The organism is Thalassospira sp. MBR-102 (assembly GCF_040549275.1).
In the GTDB taxonomy this organism is placed as follows: domain Bacteria; phylum Pseudomonadota; class Alphaproteobacteria; order Rhodospirillales; family Thalassospiraceae; genus Thalassospira; species Thalassospira xiamenensis.
In genome coordinates, this window is the sequence record NZ_JBEPTC010000017.1 from 12,846 (window position 1) to 39,593 (window position 26,748).

20 protein-coding genes, 6 pseudogenes and 1 riboswitch are annotated in these 26,748 nt (G+C 57.2%); of the genes and pseudogenes, 11 read left to right on the forward strand and 15 right to left on the reverse strand.

Annotated features, from left to right (window positions below; all coding sequences use genetic code 11):
• Nucleotides 1–9: 9 nt before the first annotated feature.
• Nucleotides 10–1,029 (forward strand): 4-hydroxy-2-oxovalerate aldolase, encoded by a 1,020-nt coding sequence (dmpG, locus tag ABIE64_RS21305; protein WP_085595647.1) that lies wholly within the window; start codon nucleotides 10–12, stop codon nucleotides 1,027–1,029.
• A gap of 95 nt (nucleotides 1,030–1,124) precedes the next feature.
• Here the strand turns inward: dmpG and ABIE64_RS21310 are convergent, their stop codons facing one another.
• A complete protein-coding gene (locus tag ABIE64_RS21310; RefSeq protein ID WP_354378548.1) occupies nucleotides 1,125–1,805 on the reverse strand; it encodes a GntR family transcriptional regulator in 681 nt (226 codons plus the stop codon).
• A gap of 118 nt (nucleotides 1,806–1,923) precedes the next feature.
• Here ABIE64_RS21310 and tcuA point away from each other — a divergent pair, with 118 nt between their 5' ends.
• Nucleotides 1,924–3,312, forward strand: a complete 1,389-nt coding sequence (gene tcuA, locus ABIE64_RS21315; protein ID WP_354378549.1) for an FAD-dependent tricarballylate dehydrogenase TcuA — start codon at nucleotides 1,924–1,926, stop codon at nucleotides 3,310–3,312.
• Nucleotides 3,296–4,426, forward strand: coding sequence for a tricarballylate utilization 4Fe-4S protein TcuB (tcuB, locus tag ABIE64_RS21320; protein ID WP_085595821.1), 1,131 nt, complete (start codon nucleotides 3,296–3,298; stop codon nucleotides 4,424–4,426). Before tcuA ends, tcuB begins: the two co-directional genes overlap by 17 nt.
• A gap of 62 nt (nucleotides 4,427–4,488) precedes the next feature.
• On the opposite strand, the gene ABIE64_RS21325 is transcribed toward tcuB, so the two are convergent.
• Nucleotides 4,489–5,889, reverse strand: coding sequence for a sensor histidine kinase (locus ABIE64_RS21325; RefSeq protein ID WP_085595823.1), 1,401 nt, complete (start codon nucleotides 5,887–5,889; stop codon nucleotides 4,489–4,491).
• On the reverse strand, nucleotides 5,886–6,548 hold the full coding sequence (locus ABIE64_RS21330) for a response regulator transcription factor (protein ID WP_085595825.1): 663 nt from the start codon (nucleotides 6,546–6,548) through the stop codon (nucleotides 5,886–5,888). Before ABIE64_RS21330 ends, ABIE64_RS21325 begins: the two co-directional genes overlap by 4 nt.
• A 236-nt stretch (nucleotides 6,549–6,784) precedes the next feature.
• Here ABIE64_RS21330 and ABIE64_RS21335 point away from each other — a divergent pair, with 236 nt between their 5' ends.
• From ABIE64_RS21335 to ABIE64_RS21355, 5 genes are all read left to right on the forward strand, one after another.
• Nucleotides 6,785–7,885: a tricarboxylate transporter gene (locus tag ABIE64_RS21335; RefSeq protein WP_354378550.1), complete on the forward strand. Its 1,101-nt coding sequence runs from the start codon at nucleotides 6,785–6,787 to the stop codon at nucleotides 7,883–7,885.
• A gap of 131 nt (nucleotides 7,886–8,016) precedes the next feature.
• Nucleotides 8,017–9,996 (forward strand): tripartite tricarboxylate transporter permease, encoded by a 1,980-nt coding sequence (locus ABIE64_RS21340; RefSeq protein ID WP_354378551.1) that lies wholly within the window; start codon nucleotides 8,017–8,019, stop codon nucleotides 9,994–9,996.
• A gap of 5 nt (nucleotides 9,997–10,001) precedes the next feature.
• Nucleotides 10,002–11,120, forward strand: a complete 1,119-nt coding sequence (locus tag ABIE64_RS21345) for a 4-oxalomesaconate tautomerase (RefSeq protein ID WP_354378552.1) — start codon at nucleotides 10,002–10,004, stop codon at nucleotides 11,118–11,120.
• Nucleotides 11,120–12,175, forward strand: coding sequence for an isocitrate/isopropylmalate dehydrogenase family protein (locus ABIE64_RS21350; RefSeq protein ID WP_354378553.1), 1,056 nt, complete (start codon nucleotides 11,120–11,122; stop codon nucleotides 12,173–12,175). The genes ABIE64_RS21345 and ABIE64_RS21350 overlap by 1 nt, the downstream gene beginning before the upstream one ends.
• A 253-nt stretch (nucleotides 12,176–12,428) precedes the next feature.
• On the forward strand, nucleotides 12,429–12,794 hold the full coding sequence (locus ABIE64_RS21355) for an IS110 family transposase (RefSeq protein WP_503012856.1): 366 nt from the start codon (nucleotides 12,429–12,431) through the stop codon (nucleotides 12,792–12,794).
• A 39-nt stretch (nucleotides 12,795–12,833) separates the two neighbouring features.
• Here the strand turns inward: ABIE64_RS21355 and ABIE64_RS21360 are convergent.
• The 3 genes and pseudogenes from ABIE64_RS21360 to thiC form a co-directional block, all read right to left on the reverse strand.
• Nucleotides 12,834–13,294: pseudogene (locus ABIE64_RS21360) on the reverse strand (IS5 family transposase); the annotation flags it as partial.
• A 58-nt stretch (nucleotides 13,295–13,352) separates the two neighbouring features.
• Entirely contained in the window at nucleotides 13,353–14,945 is a 1,593-nt protein-coding gene (gene thiM / locus ABIE64_RS21365) for a hydroxyethylthiazole kinase (protein ID WP_354378554.1), read from the reverse strand.
• On the reverse strand, nucleotides 14,942–16,744 hold the full coding sequence (gene thiC, locus ABIE64_RS21370) for a phosphomethylpyrimidine synthase ThiC (protein WP_354378555.1): 1,803 nt from the start codon (nucleotides 16,742–16,744) through the stop codon (nucleotides 14,942–14,944). Before thiC ends, thiM begins: the two co-directional genes overlap by 4 nt.
• A 98-nt stretch (nucleotides 16,745–16,842) precedes the next feature.
• A riboswitch (TPP riboswitch) is annotated at nucleotides 16,843–16,977 on the reverse strand.
• A gap of 172 nt (nucleotides 16,978–17,149) precedes the next feature.
• On the opposite strand from thiC, the gene ABIE64_RS21375 reads away from it, so the two are divergent.
• Nucleotides 17,150–17,401: a hypothetical protein gene (locus ABIE64_RS21375; RefSeq protein WP_354378556.1), complete on the forward strand. Its 252-nt coding sequence runs from the start codon at nucleotides 17,150–17,152 to the stop codon at nucleotides 17,399–17,401.
• A 36-nt stretch (nucleotides 17,402–17,437) separates the two neighbouring features.
• Nucleotides 17,438–17,683: pseudogene (tnpA, locus tag ABIE64_RS21380) on the forward strand (IS66 family insertion sequence element accessory protein TnpA); the annotation flags it as partial.
• A 150-nt stretch (nucleotides 17,684–17,833) separates the two neighbouring features.
• On the opposite strand, the pseudogene tnpA (ABIE64_RS21385) reads toward tnpA (ABIE64_RS21380), so the two are convergent.
• Nucleotides 17,834–17,995 (reverse strand): annotated as a pseudogene (gene tnpA / locus ABIE64_RS21385) (IS66 family insertion sequence element accessory protein TnpA); the annotation flags it as partial.
• A gap of 326 nt (nucleotides 17,996–18,321) precedes the next feature.
• Nucleotides 18,322–18,804, reverse strand: coding sequence for a DUF302 domain-containing protein (locus ABIE64_RS21390; RefSeq protein WP_354378557.1), 483 nt, complete (start codon nucleotides 18,802–18,804; stop codon nucleotides 18,322–18,324).
• A 185-nt stretch (nucleotides 18,805–18,989) separates the two neighbouring features.
• Between ABIE64_RS21390 and ABIE64_RS22680 the strand changes: the two are divergent.
• Nucleotides 18,990–19,162, forward strand: a pseudogene (locus ABIE64_RS22680) (transposase); the annotation flags it as partial.
• Nucleotides 19,163–19,282: 120 nt separating this feature from the next.
• Here the strand turns inward: ABIE64_RS22680 and ABIE64_RS21400 are convergent.
• From ABIE64_RS21400 to ABIE64_RS21430, 7 genes and pseudogenes are all read right to left on the reverse strand, one after another.
• Complete coding sequence (locus tag ABIE64_RS21400) at nucleotides 19,283–22,372, reverse strand: molybdopterin dinucleotide binding domain-containing protein (protein ID WP_354378558.1); 3,090 nt, start codon at nucleotides 22,370–22,372, stop codon at nucleotides 19,283–19,285.
• Nucleotides 22,365–23,516, reverse strand: coding sequence for an NrfD/PsrC family molybdoenzyme membrane anchor subunit (gene nrfD, locus ABIE64_RS21405; protein ID WP_354378559.1), 1,152 nt, complete (start codon nucleotides 23,514–23,516; stop codon nucleotides 22,365–22,367). The genes ABIE64_RS21400 and nrfD overlap by 8 nt, the downstream gene beginning before the upstream one ends.
• The gene (gene ttrB, locus ABIE64_RS21410; protein ID WP_354378560.1) at nucleotides 23,497–24,276 is read right to left on the reverse strand and encodes a tetrathionate reductase subunit TtrB; all 780 of its coding nucleotides are present in this window, start codon (nucleotides 24,274–24,276) and stop codon (nucleotides 23,497–23,499) included. The genes nrfD and ttrB overlap by 20 nt, the downstream gene beginning before the upstream one ends.
• Nucleotides 24,277–24,481: 205 nt before the next feature.
• Nucleotides 24,482–24,748, reverse strand: coding sequence for a hypothetical protein (locus ABIE64_RS21415; RefSeq protein WP_354378566.1), 267 nt, complete (start codon nucleotides 24,746–24,748; stop codon nucleotides 24,482–24,484).
• Nucleotides 24,703–24,819 (reverse strand): annotated as a pseudogene (locus ABIE64_RS21420) (transposase domain-containing protein); the annotation flags it as partial. The gene ABIE64_RS21415 and the pseudogene ABIE64_RS21420, both read right to left, overlap by 46 nt.
• 204 nt (nucleotides 24,820–25,023) lie before the next feature.
• Nucleotides 25,024–25,662, reverse strand: a pseudogene (cysT, locus tag ABIE64_RS21425) (sulfate ABC transporter permease subunit CysT); the annotation flags it as partial.
• Between the two features lie 2 nt (nucleotides 25,663–25,664).
• The gene (locus tag ABIE64_RS21430; RefSeq protein ID WP_354378562.1) at nucleotides 25,665–26,699 is read right to left on the reverse strand and encodes a sulfate ABC transporter substrate-binding protein; all 1,035 of its coding nucleotides are present in this window, start codon (nucleotides 26,697–26,699) and stop codon (nucleotides 25,665–25,667) included.
• Nucleotides 26,700–26,748 lie beyond the last annotated feature (49 nt).

The window sequence follows — 26,748 nt, forward strand, 5'->3', positions numbered from 1 at the left end:
GAGAGACAGATGAGCATCCAGGGACGTAAAATAACCCTTCACGAAATGAGCCTGCGGGACGGCATGCATGCCAAACGCCATCAGATTTCAATCAGTCAGATGATCGAGGTGGCCAAAGCCGCCGACGACGCCGGAATGCCATGGATCGAAGTCACCCACGGCGATGGTCTGGGCGGCGCATCGCTCAATTATGGTTTCGCGGCCGCAACCGACGAGGAATATCTTTCGGCTGTGATCCCGCATCTTAAAAACGCCAGGGTTTCGGCACTTTTGCTGCCGGGTATTGGCACCATTGATATGCTTAAGCGGGCAATGGATTGCGGTATCGCCGGTGTGCGTATCGCCACCCATTGTACAGAGGCCGATTGCGCCGAACAGCATATTACCTTTGCCGCCAAAACCGGGTTGGATACCGTGGGCTTTCTGATGATGGCACATCGCGCCAGCCCGGAAAAACTGGTCGAACAGGCCCTGTTGATGGAAGGATATGGCGCGAACTGCATTTATTGTACGGATTCCGCCGGTCATATGCTGCCCCACGATGTCACCGACCGCATTTCCGCCATCCGTGCCGCCCTTCGGCCCGAAACCGAGCTTGGTTTCCATGGGCACCACAACCTGGGCATGGGCATTGCCAACTCGGTCGCAGCCGTTACGGCGGGGGCCAACCGTATTGACGGTGCCATTGCCGGGCTTGGTGCAGGTGCAGGAAATGCCGCAACCGAGCTTCTCGTGGCGGTGTTTGAACGCATGGGGGTCGAAACCGGCATCGACCTGTTCAAAATCATGGACGCCGCCGAGGACCTTGTTGTGCCAATGATGGATCGCATGATCCGCGTGGATCGCGGCTCACTCGTCCTTGGTTATGCCGGTGTCTATTCATCATTCCTGCTTTTTGCGGAACGGGCTGAAAAACGCTACGGCATCCCGGCACGTGATTTGTTGCTTGAACTGGGCCGTCGCGGCATGGTTGGCGGCCAGGAAGACATGATCGAAGATCTTGCCCTTACAATGTCTAAAAACGCCTGAAACCGCCTCGTTGTTACGGTAGAATCATCATAAGGCCCTGCCATTATCTGAGCGCAGGGCCTTACGCGTTTCAGGACCATATTTTTGATCGTATATTATGACGTCACGTAAGGATCGTCTTGCCGGGCGTTGCGCAACAGTTTGATGCGCAACCTTTGCGCATTGCGAATATGAAGGCGCGCTGCGGTATCAGCGGCATCGGCATTGCCGTTGCGAATATTATCAACGATCTCGCTATGTTCAGCATACGCACTTTGCGGGCGCCCGTCATATTGCAGCGTTGTGCCGCCCAAAAGCGCCATTGAATTCGACAGGGAATTAAGCGCATCAATCAAGTAACGGTTGTTTGCAGTCCGATATAACGCCTGGTGAAACAGCCGGTTAATTTCGGCAACCTTTATCTGATCCTGACTGTTTTTAAGCATCAGCTCGTTTAAGTCCTCAAGCTCGGCTATTTCCAGCTCTGATGCGTGACGCGCCGCATAGCGTGCCGCCGTACCTTCAAGCACTTCGCGGATTTCATAAAGTTCGATCACTTCACGATGATCGAGTTCCTTTATAACGGCCCCGTGGCGCGGCACATGAATCAAAAGCCCGTCACTTTCAAGACGACGAATTGCATCACGCACCGGCGTGCGGCTGATATCAAACCTTTCCGCCACCTCCACCTCGCGGATTCGCGTCCCGGGTTTGAGTTCTCCATGCTGGATGGCTGCCAGAAGCTTCCGGTAGGCGACTTCGCCGCGGGGTTGTTTATCGACGGAATCAGAGCTCATGAACAGATACCTTGACTGTTTTTATCTGTTTGAACTTGACACATTCGTCTTCAAACTACAAGTTTGTGAACAATTGTATACAAGAGTATCCAATAAAACACTAAAAGGTGACGCCTTCGTGAAAACACTCCATGACCATTACGATGTCCTTGTCGCGGGCGGCGGGCAAGCCGGGCTCATTGCCGCCATCGTCGCGGCCGAAAAGGGCGCGCGTGTCTGCCTGCTTGAAGGGGCACCCCGACCCTATCGGGGCGGCAATACCCGCCATACCCGCAATCTGCGTCCCCTGCATGTTGGTCCGCTATCTGTGCTAAGCGGCACATATGACGAAGCTGAATATTGGGAAGACCTGATGCGCGTCACCAAGGGCAAAACCAATGAAAAACTTGCCCGCATGACGTTGCGCAAATCGGCCGAGGCGGTCCGCTGGCTTGAAGAAAGGGGCGTGCAGTTTCAACCCCCCCTTGGCGGCACATTACACCTTGGCCGCACAAACGCGTTTTTCATGGGGGGTGGGAAACAGCTGCTAAATGCGCTTTATCGCCACGCTGAAAAACTGGGCATTGAAGTTCATTATGACGCAATGGTAACCGGCATCGACATCCAGAATGGCGAATTTAAAAGCCTTCGCATCGGGGAGCACACGGTGTCCGCCACGGCCTTTATTGCGGCTGCAGGCGGATTTGAAGCCAATATTGAATGGCTGAAAGAAGCCTGGGGCGACATCGCCGAAAATTTCCTGATCCGCGGCACGCCTTATAATCGGGGCGATCTTTTAAGAATGTTGCTCGATCATGGTGCCAGCCAGATCGGTGAACCCAATCAGTGTCATGCCGTTGCAATTGACGGGCGTGCGCCAAAATTTGATGGCGGCATTTGCACCCGTGTTGATTGTGTATCGCTTGGTATTGTCGTCAATGAAAATGCCAAGCGTTTTTACGACGAGGGAGAGGATTTCTGGCCGAAACGCTATGCCATTTGGGGGCGACTGGTCGCGGATCAGCCCGGCCAGGTCGCCCATGTGATTATAGACCAAAAAGCCAAAGGCGGGTTCATGCCCCCGGTATTCCCCGCTGTTGTTGCCAATACCATTCAAGAACTGGCCGAAAAAATCGGCCTGGATCCGAATGTGTTGGCGCAAACTGTTTCCAGCTTCAACAACGCGGTTCAACCCGGTGATTTTGACCACACAACATTGGATGGTCTTCATACCAGCGGGCTAACCGTTAACAAAACCAACTGGTCCCGCCGCATTGATCAGCCCCCCTATAGTGCCTATTCCCTGCGCCCGGGCATAACATTCACCTATCTCGGCGTCGAAGTCAGCGAAAAAGCATGCATGAAAATGGCTGATGGCACCCTAAGCCGCAACATCTATGCCGCAGGCGAAATCATGGCCGGAAACGTGCTGGGCCAAGGATATTTGGCTGGCATCGGCATGACGATTGGCAATGTGTTTGGACGAATTGCAGGAAGCGAGGCTGCTGATTATGCGCTCAACCGATAAAACAACCGAAGCCGCACGGGTGATGTCCATCTGTAACGCGTGCCGCTATTGCGAGGGCCATTGTGCTGTTTTCCAGGCGATGGAACTGCGCCTGGAATTTAATGCCGATACCGTCGATTACCTGGCCAATCTTTGCCATAATTGCGGGGCCTGCTATCACAATTGCCAATATGCTCCTCCGCATGAATTTCAGCTGAATGTGCCTGCTGCCATGGCTGAACTGCGCCAGGAAAACTATGGCATTTATGCCTGGCCTGGCTTCATGGGCAAGTTGTTTGTTAATAACGGCCTGTGGGTCAGCCTGTTGTCAATTGTGGTCATCACCGCGTTCTTTGCTGCAACCGTTCTTTTAACCGGTGCCGACTTTTTTGCCGTTCACGATACTGCCTTTTACGGTGTGATTCCCCACAATATTCTCGCCGCGCTGTTTGGCGCTGTTGGTGGTTTCGTTTTGCTGGCACTGGTCGCATCAACCGCCAAATTTTGGCGCACAATGCAACTGCCAAGCCCACTGAAACTTGATTATCCCCAAGTCTATCAGGGAATAAAAGATGCCTTGTCGCTAAAATATCTTGATGGTGGCAACGGACAGGGATGTTCTTATCCCGATGAAACCCCGTCGATGGCGCGCCGCTGGTTCCATCAGATGACGTTCTGGGGTTTCATGTTGTGTTTTGCGGCGACATCGTCGGGTACGATCATGCATTACGGCTTTGACTTGCAAGCACCATACGGGTTTCTAAGCCTGCCTAAACTGTTTGGTATTGTTGGTGGTCTGGGTCTCATCATCGGCCCCGTCGGTCTGCTTGCGCTTAAAAGAAAGGCCGATGCAGCGCCAAAAGGCAAAACCAACAAAGGCATGGATATCAGTTTCCTCATCCTTTTATTGCTTACCAGCATAACCGGGCTTGGCCTGATGATTGTTCGCGACACCTCATATGTTGGTATAGCCCTATGCCTTCATCTGGGCGTGGTTTTAACCCTGTTTCTGTCGATGCCTTACGGAAAGTTCGTCCACGGTTTTTATCGCCTGATTGCACTGATTGTTTTTGCGGTTGAAAAGAATGACCACAAAGCGATTGTCGGTGTCTGCAACAGCAAAAATCAATCCTAAAGCCGCCAGAATGGTTGCCGGTCATCAAACGCGGGTCCTTATTGCGTCAGACGTTATAACTGTTAACGAAAAGCAATACGGACCCGCAATCCGCTGCCATTTGGCCCGTCTTCAAGGCTTAAAATCGCCTCGTGCGCCTCGGCGACTTCCTTGACAATGGCAAGGCCAAGACCGGAACCTTGTTTATTATTGCTATCAAGACGGACAAACCGCTCAAGAACGGCGTCCCGGTCTTTCTCGGGGATACCCGGCCCGTTATCTTCAACTTCCAGCATCGGGCCCGATGCGGCCCCACTGCCAATCACCCGGACGGTGACCACAGAGCCCGCCGGGCAATAAGTAATCGCATTATCGATCAGGTTCGCCAGTGCTTCATGCAACAGCACCTCGTTACCGGTTTCAATGTCGCAGCTAAGGCCCTCGCTTTGATCCTCAAAGCCCAGATCAACGTTATGGCGGGCGGCAGATCGCAACATTTCCGATGTCACATTGGTCGCAACCCTTAGAAGATCAATCTTCTCGTAACAGCTGGCCTTGCGTCCCTCGGGCGAGACACGGGCCAGATTTAAAAGCTGCGAGGTCAGCCGAGCGGTCTGGCGCGTTTGATGAACGATACGTTCAAGCGCCTCTCTGTCTTCATCGTTCCGGGTATTGCGCAAAGCCCACTCTGCCTCGGCCTGCACGGTTGCCAACGGTGTCCGTAATTGATGCGACGCATCGGCAATGAAGCGTTGATTGGCCGTGATCGAACTTTCAAGACGGGCCAATAATGCATTAAGCGACATCACCACATCGGTCACTTCTTTGGGCATCACATGGCGGATGGGGCGTAAATCATCGGTAGATCGGCGGCGAATGGCCTGTTGCAAACGTTGCAGGGGAGCAAGACCATGCGTTACACCGATCCATGCAAAAACGCCGCTGATAAACATCAAAACCAGATAATCAGTGGTCGATCCCATTAATTCATCATGAATAAGGGTGTCGCGTTGTCGGCGGGTCTGACTAACATCAATCGTAACCCATCCGTGAATATTCGACGATGGATCCGACACCAGATATTTCATCGCCACTGCGCGCACATCCTCGTTCCGATAATTAGCATTGTAAAAATGCGGAACACCCGGTTGCAAAACCAGGTCTTTGGCGGCACGCGGCAGGCCGAAATCTCCGGTCACAAAGGCACCATCTGGCCCCTGCACTCTGTAATAGGTATTCTCGCGGGTAAATTGCTCAAGTAACAGTTCGATATCGCGCGATAAAAGGTCGCCACTTGATTTAATCGCATGTTCGGAAATTGTAACAGCCAGTGCGACCAAAAGGCGGTCCTGAATACGGTTCGCGACTTCACTAACCGAAAGATAATTTTTGGCAAGCAGACCAAATGCCATGATCAGCCCTGGCAACAAAAGCCACAGCAAAAGCCTTGCGCGCAGGGACGTCGTCTTAATATTTTCCGTCATTCGTCAATCATATAACCAAGGCCGCGAATTGTCCGCACTTCAACATCGGCCAGTGCAATTTTTTTACGCAATCGACTGATATAAAGCTCGATCGATTTCACACTGGCCTCATCGTCAAAACCAAACAAATGCAGCGCGATTTTTTCCTTGCTGATCACTTGACTGATATTTAGCAATAAAACTTCCAATACCCCGCGTTCGCGGGGGGTTAAGGCAACAAAATCGCCGTTTACGCTTACAGATCGGTCAATCGAATTAAAGACCAGTTTCCCAACCGAGATATTGGGGTTTCGCACCCCGACATTCCGACGCAGCAGCGCACGCGCACGTGCTTCAAGTTCGCAAATCTCGAATGGTTTAACCATATAGTCATCGGCCCCGGCATCCAGACCGGCAACCCGTTCATCCAGGTTTCCCCGCGCGGTCAATATCATGACAGGTAAATTGATTTTACGAACCCGCACGGTCTTTAAAATTTCCAGCCCGTCCATGCCCGGAAGCGACAGATCCAGAATTAAAAGGTCAAAGGTTTCCTGCAAAACAAGCCGCAGGGCATCTTCGCCATCATGCACCAGATCGACAGCATGATCCATTTGCCGCATCGCCGCGGCAATTTTATCGGCCAAAATAAGGTTATCTTCAATGATAAGAATACGCATCTTTCCTAGATAACACCGAAAAACAGTTCGGAAATTAAAAATTATAACATCGACAGCAAACTGACAGCATTTATCGACTAGATTTCATTCCACAGGCATACGGCGGCTCCGGCAATGACCGGAATAACAAAAACAGCCGAACGCCTGATCGGGAGGAAATCGTTTGTCTGTACATCACATGTGCCGTTCGCATCCTCCTGATTGAGAGATAACAATATTATTGGAGGGAATGCCTAATGCTATGGGGACGAACTGTTAATTACTCACTTAAGGCTGCATGTGCTGCTGCGGCAGTTGTTTTTGGCCTTTCTGGAACCGCGACGGCGCAGGAAGCCGACTTTTCCGGCGAGCGTGTCGAACTGATCATTCCGTTCGGAGAAGGCGGCGGAACAGATACATGGGGGCGTTTCTGGGCACCTTATTTCAGTGTTTTCCTACCCGGAAAGCCCACTGTAGTTGTTAAAAATATTCCGGGTGGCGGCTCCACTTCCGGGGCCAATCAGTTTGAAGCACGGGCCAAACACGACGGCTTGACAGCTATTGGCACATCAGGATCGACACAGTTTCCGTATTTGCTTCGCGACAAGCGGGTTCAATATGAAATGCGCGACTGGCGCGTCGTGCTGGCGTCACCGACGGGGGGTGTCGTTTATGTGAATGCCGAGCTTGGCCTTAAATCAGCGGCAGATATCAAAGCACTGGAAGGTGTTCGGTTGCGCTATGGCAGCCAGGGCGCAACCTCGCTTGATCTTGTGCCGTTACTTGCGTTCGATCTTCTCGACCTTGAAGTTGATGCCGTCTTTGGCATGAAGGGTCGTGGTGCAGGTCGTCTTGCCTTTGAACGTGGCGAAGTCAATATCGACTATCAAACCTCTTCCGCGTTTATCAACAATGTGACCCCGCTGGTCGATATTGGCAGTGCCGTGCCGCTATTCTCGTGGGGTGCCATGGATGACGATGGCAATATTATCCGTGACCCCTCGTTTCCTGACCTGCCAAGCTTCCCTGAAGCTTATGAAATGATGAAGGGTAAAAAACCCTCCGGTCCGGCCTGGGAAGCATATAAAGCCTTTTTCATCGCCGGGTTCCCGGCACAGAAAATGGTTTTCCTGCCAAAAGATACGCCTGAAAATATCGTTGAGTCCTATCGTGCCGCAACACAGGCCGCAACCGAAGATGAAAGCTTTCTCGCCGACCGCGAAGCCACCCTTGGCAAATACAAGCAAATTGTCGGGGAACCTGCCGAGCGCATTTTCCGTCAGGCCGTCAATGTTCCTGACGATGCGCGCGCATGGGTTCAAAAATGGTTGACCGAAAAATATTCGGTTCAGTTCTAAAACTGAAACCCTGAAGTCTCCCTTTTCCTGATCCGGGGTGGGCATTGTCCACCCCCTCTCTTTCTCACCCGCCGACCTTCTGGTCGCTTGCAGGGAACAGGTGAACTTTGCCTTTTACCGGAGTTTTTTAAATGCTTGATGCAATGATGACAGCATTGTCTCATTTCACTCAGCCCCAACATTTGATGTATCTGCTTCTGGGTGTTGGGATGGGAATGATTGTCGGCATCCTGCCAGGGCTGGGCGGAATTGTCGGGCTGTCGCTTCTGTTGCCATTTATCTATGGCATGGACCAGATTTCAGCGCTTGCCATGCTGATCGGCCTGGTGGCCGTTATCCCGACGTCAGATACCTTTACATCCGTTCTAATGGGCATTCCGGGGTCAAGTGCATCACAGGCAACTGTGCTGGACGGATTTCCTTTGGCAAAAAAAGGGCATGGTGCGCGCGCCCTTGGTGCCGCATTTTCGGCATCCTTGGTCGGTGGGCTGATCGGGGCCGTTATTTTGACTGGCTTTGTTGTCATTGCAAGGCCGCTCATTCTGGCGTTCGGGTCGGCGGAATTGTTTATGCTGGCAGTTCTTGGCCTGTCGATGGTTGGCGTGCTGGCGGGTAAAAGCCTGCCCAAAGGCGTGATTGCAGCCGGTCTTGGCCTGTTGTTGGGTGCGCTTGGCGGGGCACCTGCAACCGGCGAGCTCCGCATGAGCTTTGATTCCGTATATCTGATGGACGGTCTGCCGCTGGTCATTGTCGGTTTAGGTATGTTCGCCTTTCCCGAAATCATTGATCTCTGCCGACAAAACCGCTCGATTTCAGATAATGGCACGCTGGGGTCGGGTTGGCGCGATGGCGTTCGTGATATGATCCGCCATAAATGGCTATGTCTGCGCTGTGCCGTACTTGGCAGCATTGTTGGTGCATTGCCGGGGCTTGGCGGCAGTGTGGTTGACTGGATCGCCTATGGCCATGTCGTGCAAACGGCCAAGGACAAGTCCCAGTTTGGGAAAGGCGACATTCGCGGCGTTCTGGCACCGGAAAGTGCAAACAATGCCAAAGAAGGCGGCGGGCTTGTCCCCACCTTGTTATTTGGTATTCCCGGCTCGGGCAGCATGGCCGTTTTTCTGGGCGGCATGGTGCTGATTGGTCTTGAAGCAGGCCCGGCCATGGTTGGTCGCGACCTTGACATTACCTATACAATTATCTGGTCTTTGGCGATTGCCAACGTGGTTGGTGCGGGTGGCGCGCTTTTGCTGTCGCCTTTTGTTTCGCGGTTGACGACGATCAAATACGGCTATCTTGCGCCCTTTATGATCACTGTTATCTGTTTTGCCGCATTCCAGGCAACACGTTCCCTTTCCGACATGGTCGCCCTGTTGGCCCTTGGGGTTTTCGGCGTGTTGATGAAACGTTTTGGGTGGCCGCGCCCGGCATTTCTGATTGGTTTTGTCCTCGCATCCAACACCGAAACTTATCTGTATCAGGCCCTGCAATTCTATGATTGGGGTTTTCTGGTGCGGCCGGGCGTAATGATCATTTTGGCGCTGACAGTCATTTCCATTCTGATGGGAATGCGCAAACACCCGGTCAATCCGGTCGAGGAAGAAGAAAGCAGCCATTCCCATACACCAAATCGCACACCGCAAATTTTGTTTGCCGGACTAATCCTTTTGATTTTCGCCCTCGGCATATGGGATGCAACCCAGCATTCATTTCTTGGCAGCGTCTTTACCGGTTCTGTTTCGGTTGTCATGTTTGTGGTTACGGCCATCCTGATCTGGCAACTGGTCACAGCATCACCGTCACATGGTGCGAATTTCGATCATGAATTCGAATTGGCACAGCACGAAGAAAAACCGACAGCGAGCCTTTGGCACTATGTGCTTTGGATTGGCGGGCTGGTCGCCGGAACCGCGCTATTTGGGTTCCTGATCGCCATTATCGGCTTTTTTGTTGCCTTTCTTCGGTTAAAGGCCGGTGCGGCCTGGGCACGAACCCTTCTGCTGACAACCATCGCGATTGGCGGTTTGTGCTTTTTGGCATGGTCGCTGGTTCTCGATTTTCCAGGTGGCCTGCTTCAGGACCTGATTGAACTTCCCTGGCCGTTAGGGTGAGCATTATGAAAAATACCCCGATATTGAATGATCAATATTCGCTCCCCTGTGTCATGATGCGCGGCGGAACGTCGAAAGGCCCGATTTTTCTCGAAAGTGACCTTCCAGATGATGTTGCCCTGCGCGACCAGATATTGCTTGCCGCGATGGGCTCGCCAGACAAACGCCAGATCGACGGAATTGGCGGGGCCGACACATTAACCAGCAAATCCTGTATCGTTGCCCCCTCCAGCAGACCGGACGCCGATGTGGAGTTTCTGTTTGCACAAGTGGCAATTGCCCGGGCAGAGGTTGATGTGAATCCCAATTGCGGCAATATGACCGCCGCCGTTGCACCGTTTGCAATTGAAGCAGGCTTGGTGCCCATTACCGGGGATCAAACGCTGGTTCGTATCTACAACCGCAATGTTGGCGCCCTTGTCGATGCGCTGGTGGCAACACCAGGCGGCAAGGTCACCTATAACGGCGATGCCGCCATAGATGGCGTTCCAGGCACTGCCGCCCCCCTGATCCTTCGTTTCAAAAACGTCATGGGCAGCAAAACAGGTCGGCTGCTGCCAACAGGAAAACCGATCAATTATATCGACGGGGTGGAAGTAACCTGCATCGATGTTGCAGTTCCCATGGTGATGTTTCGCGCACACGACCTTGGCCTGACCGGTCATGAAAGCAAGGCGGAACTTGATGGCAATACCGATCTTTTGGCACGAATGGAAGCGATCCGGCGCAAAGCCTCCGACCTGATGGGACTGGGAGATTGCACAGGCAAGGTGGTGCCCAAAATGGCTATTTTGTCACAACCAACCCAGGGCGGAGACATCACATCGCGCTATTTTGTCCCCCATAATTGCCACGCAACCCATGCCGTAACCGGAGCAATTTGTGTTGCCAGTTGCGCATCGCTTTCGGGCAGCGTTGCTGACGGCATGATCGACCTGAAGGCAATGCCGCAGCAATGGATTCAGATTGAACATCCCAGCGGCAAGATCGCTGTAGAACTGACAATTGACGGATCTGGCCCCAATCTCTCTGTCATTTCCGGCGGGGTGGTCCGTACGGCGCGACGTTTGTTTGAAGGCAAGGTTCTGGTCTCGGGAAACATTATGAAAAAGGTAGTGGCTTAATGAAGGTTCTTTTTTTACCCGGCGACGGGATAGGGCCGGAAATAACGGTGGCAACCCGAACCGTCCTTGAGCAAATTGATCACAACCTGTCGCTTGGCCTTCACTTTACCGAAGAGGGTGTCGGTTTTTCATCCCTGGAAAAACATGGTGTCACAATCACGCCTGATTTGATTGAGCGGGTCCGCAATACCGATATGACCATCCTGGGACCGGTCGACACCGCACATTATCCGCCTGCCGAACAAGGCGGGATCAATCCCTCTGCTGCATTGCGGATCAAGCTGGATCTTTATGCCAATGTGCGACCGTCGCGCGCCATAAGCGGGCTTCTGACACTTACACCAAGCATGGATTTGGTTATTGTGCGTGAAAACACTGAAGGTTTCTATGCCGACCGCACCATGTTCGCAGGCACCGGCGAGGTCATGCCGACAGAAGACCTGGCCCTTGCCATGCGCAAGGTTACACGCGGGGGGAGCTATCGCGTGGCGGCCTTTGCGGCAGGACTGGCAGCAAAGCGCCGCAAACATTTAACAATTGTGCATAAAGCCAACGTTCTGAAACTTAGCGACGGGTTGTTTCTGGCCGAAGCCGAAAAGGCTGCTGCACTGCAAGGTGGACTTGAAGTTCGCGACGAACATGTCGATGCCATGGCATCTCTTCTGATCAGAACGCCCGATGCTTTTGACGTGATCGTCACGACAAATATGTTTGGTGATATTTTATCAAACGAGGCCGCCGAATTGGCCGGAGGGCTTGGTCTTTCCGGGTCCCTTAATGTCGGGGATCAAAACGCAATCGCGCAGGCATCACACGGCTCTGCCCCTGATATTGCCGGTCAGGATATCGCCAATCCGGTATCCCTCCTGCTATCGTCGGTTCTATTGTTGGACTGGAAGGGAACACAAACCGGGCGCAGCGATTTGCAAAACGCAGCCATTAAACTTGATGCCGCCATCATCAAAACCCTGAAAAACCCGGAAACCCGCACCAGAGACCTGAGTGGAAACTTGTCTTGTAGCGACTTTGGCAAAGCTGTAACCGATAATCTATAAAATTTTCCCGACAGCCGCTCCAAAGTTCTTGCAAACCCAATTCGAACAGCCGAACACCTTATGTGTCCCGCCTCTGCTATGAATGTCCGTTGTCAGCCCGGGCGAGGACTGACGACAGAGGTGGGATACAGCGTTAAACATCTTGTGGCCTGACCACGTTTTCTAGCAGGCTGATCCCGCCTCTCTTCACCGTCTCGAACAGTTGACGGAGGCCCGTTTCGGGACCGCGAAGCATAAGGAAGAGAGTGTGAACATGATGGAAACAATGATGGTGATCGGGATAGATGTGTCCCACGACTGGCTGGACGGATTTGGTCTTTCCGGTCTGGAGAGGTTCCGGCTGGCGAATTCTGCAGAAGGTCACAAGGAACTGATCTCAATGATCCGGCAAATGTCAGGCCCCGTTCATGTCGGCTTCGAAGCAACCGGCGGTCAGGAATGGGCTCTGTGGGCGGCGCTTGTTGAAGCGGGAATCTCTACGAGGCAACTTCCCCCGGCCCAGATCAAGGCCTTTGCGATGTCGCGAGGGACGCGAGCCAAGACGGATCGTATCGACGCGGAACTCATCGCCCGGTTTATGCTGTTCCGCCCAGAAGCCGGACGGATATTACCAATGTGATAATCTGCGCATTCTCGGAACCTTAGGTGGTGTGGACATTTATCGTATCCAAAGGACGATGGCGGCGATTGTGACGACGGCGAGGTAGTTTCGGGCGGTCTTCTCGAAGCGGGTGGCGAGGCGGCGGAACTGTTTGAGCTTGCTGAAGCAGCACTCGACCAGATGGCGCTGGGCGTAGAGATGCTTGTCGAGCGGATATTTTCTGGCGCGCGATGGGTTGTTGGGAATGACCGCGAGCGCGCCCTTGTCGACGATGGCCTAGCGGAAGTGATCGGCGTCGTAGGCGGTGTCGGCCATGACCGCCTCGACCGGCAAGTCCTGGATCAGGGCTTCAGCCTGAGGCACGTCACCCTTCTGGCCTGCGGTGAGCGTGAAGCGCACCGGGCATCCCAGGCCGCGCACGGCCATATGGATCTTGGTGCTCAGCCCGCCCCGGCGGCGTGCTGGTGGGCGCGAACGATGGTGGAGTCGACGATCAGATACTCAAAGTCCGGATCGTCGTAAGCGTCTCACCACGGCTACGTTGACAGAAGATCGTTTTCAGTTTCCGGGAGGCAATCAGGCTTGGATGTCGATGTTCCAAGGCAGGAGTTCGTCGATCCGGTTGACCGGATGATCGGCAATACGGTTAAGGACGACAGCAAGATATTTTCGCGGATCAAGCTCCTGCATCTTTGCTGTCTCGATTAAGCTGTAAATCGCAGCGGCCCGTCCCCCTCCGGCATCAGAACCGGAATATAACCAGTTCTTTCGTCCGATGGCCAAAGGCCTGATGGCGCGTTCTGCCGCATTGTTGCTGATCTCGCATCTGCCGTCATAGGCATAGCAAGTCAACGCGTCCCACCGGGTCAGGGCATAACGGAATGCTCCAGCCAGATCGCTTTTACCCGGTATCCTGCGCAAGGAATGCTCGAAGCAGGTTTTTGTTTTGTCAAGTTGCTTCAGACTGTGGGCCTGACGCACCGCCAGACGGTCATCGGGCGGCTTGTTGATAATTTTCTGTTCGATGTCGAACAATTGGCCTATATGATCGAGCGCATCCTTTGCCAGCTTCGATCCGGTTTTCTCGTACACATCGTGGATCTTGCGCCGGACATGCGCCCAACAGGCCACCTCCCGGACGGGCTGATTGCCGGTGCTGTACAATTTGTTGAACCCGGCATATCCGTCAGCATGCAGATGGCCGGTGAAGTCTTTCAGAACGGTCTGCGGATAAAGGCCCTTGCGATCAGGGCTATAGCGATAAAGGGCGGCTGGCGGCATATCACTGCCATGCGGTCGCTCATCGCGAAGATAAATCCATAACCGGCCCTGCCTTGTTTTTCCCCGACCGGGATCAAGAACGGGCACCGGTGTATCGTCGGCATGGATTGCCGCTTCGGCATCGAGTCTTTCGGGTGTGACAGAATGAAGGGCGTCCAGGAAACGTGGCGCAAAGCTGCCTGGTCCTGTCGCGCCCTCATGCGCGCGGCTACCCGCCACGGCAAAATGGGCAAGCGCCCCGATGGCCGCGTCGAACGGATCGCCGGCGACGGCCGCATAAGCTCCGCACAGGCAAGTCAGGGAACAGCCCATGGCGGTGTTCATCGGCATCCATGGTGACCCGCCTTCAATCCGCATAGAGCGAGTCCCGTTGGTGACGAAATCGACGGCACCCGTCACCGCAACGACGCTTTGGTGTTTTCGCGCCAACCGCCGGGCACCATCCTCGGCCATGGCGACGGGATCGCGCCCGTCGACGCCCTGCCCCCGGCTGGCTTGGCCGGCAAGAGACAGGATCTCGGAGGCATTGCCGCGGATGATCGTCGGGCGCAGCGCCGCAAGTTCCGCCGAGACGCGGCGACGATAGACCGTCGCCTGGCAGGCCACCGGGTCGAACACCCAGGGGCGTCCGGCCTCCTCGGCTCCAGCGATAGCGGCGCGCATACCGTCGACGAAGGGCGGCGACAAGGTGCCGATATTGACCGTCAACGCTCCGGCGAAGCGGGCGAACTCCTCCGCCTCCTCGGCATCGGAGACCATGGCGGGACTGGCGCCGGCCGCCAGCAGCACATTGGCGGCAATATTCATGGCGACATAATTGGTGATGCACTGCACCAGCGGCGGCTCGGCCCTGAGCGCGGCCAGAAGGGCTCCGGGTGTCCTGGTCATTGCGCATCCTCCAGCGGCATGTAGAGTTCCCCGCCTTCGCGGAATTTCTCGGCCATCTTCGCCATGCCCTCCTTCTGCGCCTCGGCGCGGATGTCGTGGCTGATGCGCATCGAGCAGAATTTCGGCCCGCACATGGAGCAGAAATGCGCCACCTTGTGCGCCTCCTTCGGCAAGGTTTCGTCATGCATCGACCGAGCGGTCTCGGGATCGAGCGCTAGGTTGAACTGATCCTCCCAGCGGAATTCGAACCGCGCACGCGAAAGCGCGTCGTCGCGGGTCTGTGCCGCCGGATGCCCCTTGGCGAGATCAGCGGCGTGGGCCGCGATCTTGTAGGTGATGACACCAGTCTTCACGTCGTCGCGGTCGGGCAAGCCGAGATGTTCCTTGGGCGTGACGTAGCAGAGCATCGCCGTGCCGAACCATCCGATCATCGCCGCGCCGATGCCGGAAGTGATGTGGTCGTAGCCCGGTGCGATGTCGGTGGTCAGCGGCCCGAGCGTATAGAACGGCGCCTCGCCGCAGACTTCGAGCTGCTTGCCCATATTGGCCTTGATCTTGTGCATCGGCACATGACCCGGCCCCTCGATCATCACCTGGCAGTCCTTGGCCCAGGCGATCTGCGTCAGCTCTCCGAGCGTTTCGAGTTCGGCGAACTGCGCAGCGTCGTTGGCGTCTGCTATCGAGCCGGGGCGCAGACCGTCGCCAAGCGAAAAGGAAACGTCATAGGCGCGGCAGATGTCGCAGATTTCGTCGAAATGCTCGTAGAGGAAGCTCTCCTTGTGGTGGTGCAGACACCACTTGGCCATGATCGAGCCGCCGCGCGAGACAATACCGGTGACGCGGTTCACGGTAAGCGGAATATAGTGCAGGCGCACGCCGGCGTGGATGGTGAAATAGTCCACTCCCTGTTCTGCCTGCTCGATCAGCGTGTCGCGATAGACCTCCCAGGAGAGATCCTCGGCAATGCCGCCGACCTTCTCCAGCGCCTGATAGAGCGGCACGGTGCCGATCGGCACAGGTGCGTTGCGGATGATCCAGTCGCGGATGTTGTGGATGTTGCGGCCGGTCGAGAGATCCATCACCGTGTCCGCGCCCCAGCGCGTGGCCCACACCATCTTCTCCACCTCCTCGGCCATTGAGGAGGTGACGGCCGAGTTGCCGATATTGGCGTTGATCTTCACCAGGAAGTTGCGCCCGATGGCCATCGGCTCGGCCTCGGGATGGTTGATATTGGCGGGGATGATCGCCCGGCCGCGCGCCACCTCGTCACGCACGAATTCCGGCGTGATGAAATCAGGGATCTCGGCGCCGAAAGCTTCGCCGTCTCGGGCCAGCGCCTGTTTTGCCGCCTGACGCCCGAGGTTTTCGCGGATGGCGACAAATTCCATTTCCGGCGTCACGATCCCGGCGCGGGCATAGGCCATCTGCGTGACGGCCTTGCCCCCGGTCGCCCGGCGCGGGTCATGGCGGACCGGGAATTCGGGCGTGAGCCGCGCGCCTTCGGCAAAGCCGTTGTCCGCCGGCTTCACATGCCGGCCTGCATAACGCTCGGTATCGCCGCGCGCGGCGACCCAGGCCTCGCGCGGACGCGGCAGGCCGCGCTCTATGGCGATCTCGGCCTCGGGATCGGTGTAGAGGCCGGAGCTGTCATAGACGGTGACGGACGGCTCGCCCGCCGTGGGGTGCAGGTCGATCTCGCGCATGGGAACGCGGATCTCGGGGTGGAGAACGCCCGCGTGCCAGACGCGGCGCGAGGCGGGCAGCGGTCCCGTGGTGACGGTAGGGGAAAGGTCTTTCATCGGTCGGAGCCTCCTGTGCTCGAAGCGTGGAGACCCAGTTCGCGGGAATGAATGGAGATTGGCCGCGTGAAACACGCCGAGGAAGTCTCGGCCAAAGCCGCGCAGCCCAAACACCATCCCTACGCCAGTATGAACTGGATCAGGTTCATCGGGTCACTGCGCTGCGCGTCGCCTAGAATGGCAACCCGCGATCAGTATCTCAGCCCCTTGTCGGGACCCCCCGGGTGAATGGCTCGAAAGTGGACCCCGTTGCCGGATTTGTCAATCGCCGGTTCGGCGGTCGGCGATATACCTGATTTCCCAAAGCCACTGTTCATAAAGATTGATTTTCTTTGATCTTGGCCAGTTGCTAGATTCCGACCCGGTGTGAGTCCTGAGGACGATCAATAAATAGAGGAATAGCGCATGAACACCATTTCGGCAGTCAATATTCTCAGTCCAATGTATGCAAAGTCGCCAGCCGAATCTCAGAGCAGCGCCGCAAAATCCGAGCCGAAGGTTGCTGTCGGGGAGACCTCTCCCTTGACCAAAAAAGTGCCTCCCAAGCACGAAACGATCTATGAAGTTGCGGCAAATGCGCGGACAGCGCTGGATGCGAGCTACGAAGAACTGGGCGTCAGTTCTGTAAGCGTCTCACCACGGCTACCTTGCGGATGAGAGTGAAAGATCGGATTTTGGGAGCCAGAGGGAGTGGTGTCTCCGAACAGCTCGGGAAATCAGGATTTGGTCGACATATGTAGTTATGGCATTATCAACGGGCGCAGTCTGACGACAGATGAAAAGCAGCGCCTTGTTGCCGCGAGTTATACCTCTGATGTGTCGGTTCGGGAATTTGCGACCCGGCACGGGATTGGTTACAGCACCCTGAACAAATGGCGTCGACAGTATGGCAGATCGGCAGATAGCAGTCCCGGTTTTGTGCCGGTCGCGCTGACGGGCCGTCAGGATGTTCCGGATCGTTCTTCTGATCGCCAAGAAGATATCTCTTTGCCTGAGCCAGTTGATGAGGCCGGGATTGCCCGGATCGTCATTGCCCTGCCCAACTGCGACCGGAACAAAACCCGGACCAGTATCCGTCAGCTTACCATACCGCCGACGCCATTTGTTCAGCGTGCTGTAACCGATCCCTTCCTGAGCGGCAAAGTCCCGCACCGACAAGCCGGAGGCAAAACTCGCCGCAACAAGACGCTGCTTTTCCTCTGCCGTAAAACCGCGCCCGTTGATAATGCCATAACTACATATGTCGACCAAATCCTGATTTCCCGAGCTGTTCGGAGCAAGGCTCCCTCTTCGCTCCCTAAATCCGCTCTTCTGCTCTCATCCGCAAGGTAGCCGTGAAAGGACGCTTACGGTCCCGGTTCAACGGGCCGTCGAGATCCGAGCGTAGCGACGAAGCGATCGCCCAAAGGGTCGCATTGCGCCGGTAAGTCTACGGCCGATTGGGAGACCGAGATGGAGGGCTGTACAGGCTTGCCGGCAGGGATCACCGGGGGCGGGTCCCGCGGCGTCGATGGCCAGGCGGGGCGCGCGTCACGGTAGGGCCTCGACTTCGCTGACGTTTCAGGGCGCGGAGACACCTACTGGCCAGTCGCCTGCCGGGCGATCTGTTCCCAGATCGGATCGAGCTCGGCAGCCATGGCGTCCAGCGCAGCCACGCCGTAAGGGGCGAAGACGGCGGTCGGCTTGCGATAGGTGAGGGTTGCCGTTCCGTCGGGATTCTCGGTGACGTAGAAGCGCAAAGGGGCTTCCATCCCGGCCGGCACGGAGGCCTCCAACATGCGGACGGCATAGTCGTTGCGGAAGACGCCGATCACGAGGTTGCCGGGGATTTCGACGCCGCGCGCCGCGGCACCGCCCGAGGCACTCGCCCGTGTCACGACAACGAAGCCGTTCGCCTCCACGGCCTGTTCCAGGCGAGCCCGAAGATCGGCAAAGGGATGGGGAGACTTGATCGAAACGGTACCGGGAAACGGATAGGCCGGTTCGGCCGCAACCGCTCCCGAGGCCGAAACGGCCAGCAGACAAATGGCTGCAGCGATGATAAGTAGCCGTTCGCGCATAGGTTTCCCTCCGCATTCCGACCCTCTCATGGCGACCATGTGAGGCGCATGGTGACGAGGTTGGATCTGTCGCCGACGGCCGCCTCAGGGGCGGTCATGCTGATCGAATTCGGTCGAATCCTACATCACGTGGCAGTCATCACCAAAGTCAATCAGAATCACAACGCCGTGAAGTCCACGTCAACGTCATCGGCATCTTCCCCAACGAGGCCGCCGTCCAGCGCCTCGTCGGCGCCGTGCTGCTGGAGCAGCACGAGGAATGGATCGTTACCCGCTGCTACATGTGCCCGTGGAAACGCTCAACCGACTGTGCCACCCTGAGGACGACACCGAACCAGCAGCCCTGGCTGCCGAGTGACGTGACCCAGCCTCGGCGACACCCCGAGGGCCGCGGCTCTTACGCCACCTCCCGGGACAAAACCCGTCTTTCGGTCTGATCCATCCAAACCGTTGCGCGCGATCCAGGCGAGCCCACTGCTCAGCCGACAGCCTTGCGTACGCGCACCGGCAAGCCCTGGCGGACGCTCGCACCGCTGACCGGTTCCAGCCAGGTGCCCTGTATCTTCCTGGTAGGATCTGCGAATCCCATGTCGTTGAGGTTTACCCCGGCCCCGACCCAGCGGTTGCCACCATATGGCTCGCCATCGATACTGTGCGAGCCGGCGCCCAACTCCCGGTGCCCAAAGCCGTGCTCGATTCCCAAGGCGCCCTCCATTACGCCGTCGCAGACCAGCGCCACGCCGCTAACCTTGCCTCCAGGGCTTTCGATTTCGATGAGGTCACCATGAGCGACGCCCGCGCGGGCAGCGTCCTTGCGATTCAGGAGCACAGGATTGTACGGCTTGATCATCCGAAGGCGATCCAGGCCTGCCGCATAAGGGTTCATCAAGTTGGACTTGAACGAGAACGCTAAGAGCGGCCATTCTGTCTCCCCGAAGACTTGGCGCATGGGGGTGCCATCGGCCAGTTCGGGCCTGCGGAAATGCGGCACGCCCCGCAACCTCCGGCCAGACTGACTGTCGATCGCCGTGCCGACCTCCTCGTTGTAGACGCACAGCGTGCGTTTCCAGACGTTCCCCAGCTTTTCGCCGTTGTAGGCTTGCGCATAAGGCTGGAAACGGCCGCCCCGCGAGTAGAGGAAGGCGACCGCGCCGCGTTCCTCTTCCGGCAGAGTCGCCTCGATCTTCGGCAACAATGGTTTCAGCCCGCTCCATGCCAGATCTTCCGGTGTCGCATCGGGAAGGCGTTGATCGGCGAAAGCGATGTTCGCCGCCGCGCGCAGGAAGAAATCCTCCGCGCTGTTGAGCGGCTGCAATGTACCGTCGGCGGCGAGAATCGCATGGTCGCCGAAACCACTCAACCCAAGACGTTTCGCCGTCGCGATGAAGAACGTCTCCATGCTTACCGGGTGCCCGTCCACGGTCTTCTGTTGACGCGGCTCAACGACCGGCCAGCATGCCGTGGTCATCTTGGTGAGCTTGCCGGACCAGGCGCCGGTGAAACCCCAAACCTCGTACATCACTGAGTCGGGCACGATGTAGTCGGCATAGCGGTTCGTTTCGTTGATGAAGCCGTCGACCGCCACGAACAGGCCGAGCCGCTTGGGATCGGCCAGCTTCTCGCCGATCAGCTTCGCGAGCCCAGCCTGACCGTAGATCGGATTGGCCATGCACGCGATCAGCGCCTTGATCGGATAGGGATAGCCATCCAGCGCCGAAGGCAGATGTTCGGTCAGCGTCGGCGGCGCAAGCGACCGCCACGGTGCCGTCGCCGGATAGGGGTTTTGTCCAGCAGCGACCTTGCGCTTGAACTCCGACGATTTCTCGTACGGATAGCGCGAGCGGGACAGGAAGATTCCCTTGGGCTGGCGCATTCCGGGGAAGGATCTCAGGTCATATCGCGGCCCCTTTCCCATGCCATTGAACTTGCCGCCGCCATGCGCGGCACCACCCGTCTGATTGAGCGACCCGGCGAGCAGGTTCAGCATTTGCACCCCAAACGTGGCGTAGAAACCGGTGCCGGACATCATGCCGCCGTGGCAGTCGGCCACGGCGCGGCGTCCAGCCGACTTGAACCGCTGCGCGATGTCGATGATCCGCGCCTCGGGCACGCCGCATTCAGCGGCATACTCGGCCAGCGAGTGCTCCTGCGCGGCATCGCGCAGGACAGCGAGGCTGCTCTTCACCTCGACCATCCGCCCGCCCGGAAGCTCGATCCGCTCCGAGGCGAACAGGTTGGCTTTTTCTGCCTCGCCCGCCGCAACCAAACGGCCTTCGGCCATGACCATCGGCGCGTCGTCCTCGGCGCCCACCGCGACCAAACCCAGATCCGAGCGCCGCAGGAAATGGCCCTGCCGGGCGTGGCCCTCCTCGACGATCACGAGATGCGTGGCATTGGTGTGGCAGACCTCTCCCGCGGCTTTTGCCGCGGCGGCCGAGGGAAGCGCCAGGAACTCAGCCGCATACCCTTCGTTCTCCAACAGCCAGCGGATCAGCGCCATGGCGAGTGCCGTGTCCGAGCCCGGCTGCACCGGAATCCAGCCCGCCCGATCGCCGGCCGATTTCGTGACCGAGGCATTGAGCGCCGGGTCGACCACGACATAGTCCAGGTTGCCCCGCGCCCGAGCGTCGGCGATCAACCGCCCCTGCCGTTTGAACGGGTTGCCGGCCTGGCTCGGCGCGGTACCGATGAAGAGACCGAAATCGGCGTTGGCAAAATCCGGCTTTACGTGCGCGTATTTCTTCATGTCGTTCATCACCGCACCGGCCCCCATGCGAAACGCCAGTCCGCAATAGGAGCCGTGGTGACCATAGTTCCGGGTACCGAACGCGTTGAACGCGAACCGCTTGAGCAAGGCGGAGCGGCCATAGTCCGTTGCTTCCATCACCAGAAGCTGGTTGGCCTTTGGTCCGTATTCGGGGTTATCCGGGTCGATGAGGGTCTCGTAATCGCCGATCGCACGCAGACCGTCCACGTGGCCCTCGCCGAACAGGTCGCCGCCCTCGCAGATTTCCTCGATCAACTGCTCGAAACCGATCGTCTCCCACTGCCCGCTGCCACGTGGGCCAGTCCGCTTCAGGCACTTGAGCACGCGGTGAGGGCTGTCGATCTGGCCAATCATGGCATTGCCCCGGGCACAGGCGGTGGAGCGGTTTTCCTGCCCCTTGTCCTGAAACGCGCTGACAGAACGCAGCGCCTCCTTCACCGGCGTGTCCTGGTCCAGATGCTCGTCCGCGGAGAGCGGATTATAGGGATTGCCCGCCACGCGCAGCACCCGCTCGGAGCCGTTCTCGATCCGCACGCGGACGCCGCATTTCGTGGTGCAGCCGTAGCAAACGGTGAACGCCATCCGCTGGTCCGGATTGGCCGTCAGCTCGCCGCTTTCGAGGTCGACCCGGTACTCTGGCGCCGGGGCATTGCCATAGATCCGATGGGCCGGCTTCTCGCCGGCACTGCCCGACAAGCCATGGGCGAGCTTTTCCAACGGTGCAGCATAGCCGCCGACGAAGGTTGCCGCTCCGCCGGCGGCGACGGCACCCTGAAGCAGTCTGCGACGCTGCTTATCCATAGTTCGGTTCTCCTGCGAGATTGCGAGTGTCGGGAGCAACCACCTGGCCGCCCAGCGCCGCCTGCCACGGAACGAAGAGGTTCATGACCAGCACCGCGGCTAGCCACAGGCCGAAGGTTCCGACGATTCCCAGCAGCCCCTGTGACCCCAGGGGGAGACTGTATTCGTGGAACCCGGCGCTGTTTCGCGCGACGGTTTGCACGTCCATAAAGACGGTCCAACGGAACATCCAGGCGACATGGAGCGCCAGCAGGCCCATGACCCATCCCGCATGCCGCAGGGGCCGCAGCAGGGTCATCAGGCCGGCGCCCAGGAACAGGATGACGCCCGCGGCAGCGCCCCAGAGGGCGATGGCGCGCCACTCGGCGTTGTTGCGAACGGAATCGAGGGCGGCCGCAACGGAGCCTTCATTCAGTGTCAGCCCCTGGGCGAACCAGCCACCCGCGGCCAGCCCCGCCAGAACGGCAGCGGCAAGTATGACGATAAGCATCTGCGCGCGCACCACTGAGTCGCATAGGCCGGAAAACCGGTTCAGCACCAGAACCAGGCCCGCCGCACCAATCACCCCCGTGAAGAGGAACATCGCGGGCAGATACTCCGTGTGCCACAGCGGCCGGCCCTTCAGCACCGCCACCTCGGCACCGGTGTACAGCATCACAGCCAGCGACGTGACGACAGCCGCAGCAGCCGTCAGCACCACGAGCCATCTGGGGCTCGTCCATTCCCCTAATGGAGCAATGCGAGCGATGACGCCAGCGAGGCCTGGCGCGCTGCCCCAAGCCTTCATCGGCTCACGCCACACCAACCAGGCGAGCACCACCACAAGTGCCACATAGAGCGGCAGGAAGAGACTGCCCAGCGACATCCAGGACCAGGGCGTAGGATAGGCGTAGAAATGCCAGAAACGAAGAGGCTGGTGGAGATCCGCGAGAAGCGAGACGGGTGCGACGAGGGTCGCGGAGAGAGCCGCCAGCAACGCCAATCGCGCCGTTGGCAACCACGCGGTGCGGCCCAGCATCACCCCGGGGACTGCGATCCAGAGGGCACCATAGGAGATCGCGATCAGGAAAAAGTACTGGACCGCCCACGGATACCAGGCGATCCCGTAACTCGGGGCGAGCAGTTCAATGCTCTGCGAATTCATAGCCGATCTCCCGTCCTTCACCATCGCGGACGTCCCAAAGGCGTGGTTCGGCAGTGGGACGATTGACGAATCTCTCGTCCATGCCGAGGTAGAAGACGTGCGGTCGCGTGTTCTTCTCCGGCTGCAGCACCATCAACTCGTCGCGGTGCTTGGCGATCATCACTGAAATCTGGCTGTCGGGGTCGTTCAGGTCGCCAATGATGCGGGCGCCGCCCACGCACGACTCGACGCAGGCCGGAAGCAGGCCCGCCTCGAGCCGGTGGGCGCAGAACGTACACTTGTCCGCCGTCTGAGTCCGCTCGTTGATGAAGCGCGCATCGTAGGGACAGGCCTGCACGCAGTAAGCGCAGCCGACGCAACGGTCGCTATCCACGACAACGATGCCATCCTCTCGCTGGAACGTGGCCTGCACGGGACATACCGGGACGCAGGGAGGATTGTCGCAGTGGTTGCATAGACGCGGCAGCATGAACTGCGCGAGCTGGCCAGACTCGACGTTTTCGACCTCGTACTGCGAAACGATGGTGCGAAACTTGCCCAACGGAGCCTGGTTCTCGATATGGCACGACACGGTGCAAGCCTGGCAGCCGATGCAGCGACGAAGGTCGATCAACATGGCATAGCGCTTCCCGGGGTCGCCCCCGCGTCTCGGGGGTTGATCGTTGATCCCGGCCTCGGCGACGCTGGCCAGCGGAACCAACGCCGCACCCGCGGTCAGCCGACCGATCTGGCCGAGAAATAGGCGGCGTGCGAAATCCATATGACCTCCTGCTTCCGGGACTTTCCCGCACGGGGGACTGCCCGTGCCCCTGTATAGGAAAAACGGCCGGCCACTTCATTGACGTGGATCAAGAAGGCATCGCGAGTTGTGGCCTTGGGCGCCAAGCCAGGAGCTGGCATACCGCAAAGCACCGTAAGCGGTGCGAGCGGCCCACCTATTTTTCTGTTGCGTTTTCAGGCCGCAATTATGTTTCGCTGTCGTGCCTATGGATTTCGATGAGTTCTTTGAGGTTTTCAATGCCACGGGCTGTGAAGGCTGGCGTATATTCCTCGTTGCAGCCATGCACATGTATGAAGCCGTCTTCGGGCTCCATTTCGAGACTGATTTCATCAATCCTGTCCGGGTGCTCGCCCAGGAGCTCGGCGACATAGGCAAGTGTAAACACGGAAGAGATTGCGGCCATAACTAAGTGACCCTCCCCAGAGGCTCTGCTGATGGCATCATGTTCCATGGCAGGAGTTCATCAATGCGGCTTTGCGGATGGCCTTTGGCAATGGCCTCAAGGGTTGCTTTGAGATAGGCACAGACCGCACGGCGGGATAAAAGACAAGACACCTATCAGTCGCCTTGGCATAAATCGGGACAACCTATTGAGGTTCCACATCTAGTGCCGCAAACTGACAATCGACAGCGCCTGGTGAAACCTTTGTTGCCGGAAGAACCAGCTTGCCGTCGCGGGCAAGTCTGCGCCAGCCTGAAAGATGGTTCGGACGCAATCCCACGCGCCAAAGCCAAAGCCAAAGCCAAAGCAAATCCTGTCAGAAGTGCTGGCAGAACAGCCGGAAAAATAACCATTCGAAAGGTAAATCCGCGCGATGCACCCAGCGATGCTGCAGCCTCTTCCAGCCTCTGGTCAAGCTGCTCAAGCACCGGCTGAACAGAACGAACCACAAACGGCAGCCCGATAAAGGTCATGGCAATTATGATACCGAGCGGCGTATAGGCGGCTTTGATGCCCAGTGGTTCAAGATACTGACCAAAAGGGCCATTCTTCGAATAGATCGCAACCAAGGCAATGCCCGCAACCGCAGTTGGCAGGGCGAATGGCAAATCAATAATCGCATCAATGATTTTGCGGCCCGGGAAACGATAGCGAACCAGAACCCAGGCAACCAGAAAGCCGAATACCGCGTCAATAATGGCCGCCGCAAATGCCGCCCCGAAACTGAGCCACAATGCATGCAGGGTTCTCTCGGACCCGACAATAGCGATGAATTCATCCCATCCCATGCCAGTTGATCGCGCAACGACCGCCGCAAGAGGAAGCAGCACAATCACACCGAGATAAGACAGCGTATAGCCAAGCGTGATCCCGAAACCCGGGATCACGCGGCGATTGCCAAATGCACTCGCAATAGAAGTCATGTTCAGTTGCTCTGATAAAGCTGATCGAACGTACCGCCATCAGCGAAGTGTTCTTTCTGAGCACGCGCCCAGCCACCAAAACGATCCTCGACCGTGAAAAGTTTAAGCGGGGGAAAGCGTTTCATATCCTCGGGGGCGGCATATTTCGGTTCGATGGGGCGGTAATAGTATTTCGCCGCCAGTTTCTGCCCGACTGGAGAATACAGATATTCAAGATAGGCGGTTGCGATTTCGCGCGTACCGTGATCATCGACAATCTTGTCCACCACCGAAACTGGCGGCTGCGCCAGAACCGATTCGGACGGAACGACGATTTCGAACTCGTCACCGAGGTTTTCAAGTGCGAGAAAAGCCTCGTTTTCCCATGCTAGCAGCACATCACCGATGCCGGTTTTGACAAAGGTATTAGTTGAACCGCGGGCACCGGTATCAAGAACCGGCACATTTTTATAAAGCTTGGCGATAAATTCGCGGACCTTTTCCTGATCCCCGCTGAAATTGTCCTCAGCAAAGGCCCAGGCGGCCAGATAATTCCAGCGCGCGCCACCCGATGTTTTCGGGTTTGGCGTGATCACCTGAATATCGTCGCGAACCAGATCGCCCCAATCCTGAATGTTCTTGGGATTACCTTTGCGAACAAGGAACACGATCGTCGAAGTATAAGGTGCAGCACCAAGTGGCAGGCGCTCCTTCCAGCCAGGGTTGATCCAGCCGGTTTTTTCGGAAATTGCGTCGATATCGGCCTCAAGTGCGAGTGTCACCACATCGGCCTCCAACCCGTCAATGACCGAACGAGCCTGACGCCCTGAACCGCCATGCGACATCTGAATTTCGACAGACTGCCCTTTTTCCTTCTGCCAGTGTTCGGCAAAGGCCTGATTGAATTCCTTGTAAAGCTCTCGCGTGGGATCATAGCTGACATTCAACAAGGTGACATCAGCAGCCTGTGCCATCCCGGCCACAAGCAACGATGATGCAGCAAACATTGCCGCACCAATCAAATTTCGACGTACAGATTTAAGCGAACTATCAAGCATGATTATTCTCCCTTATGCTTATAGTCCATATTCTCTATCTAACCGGTAG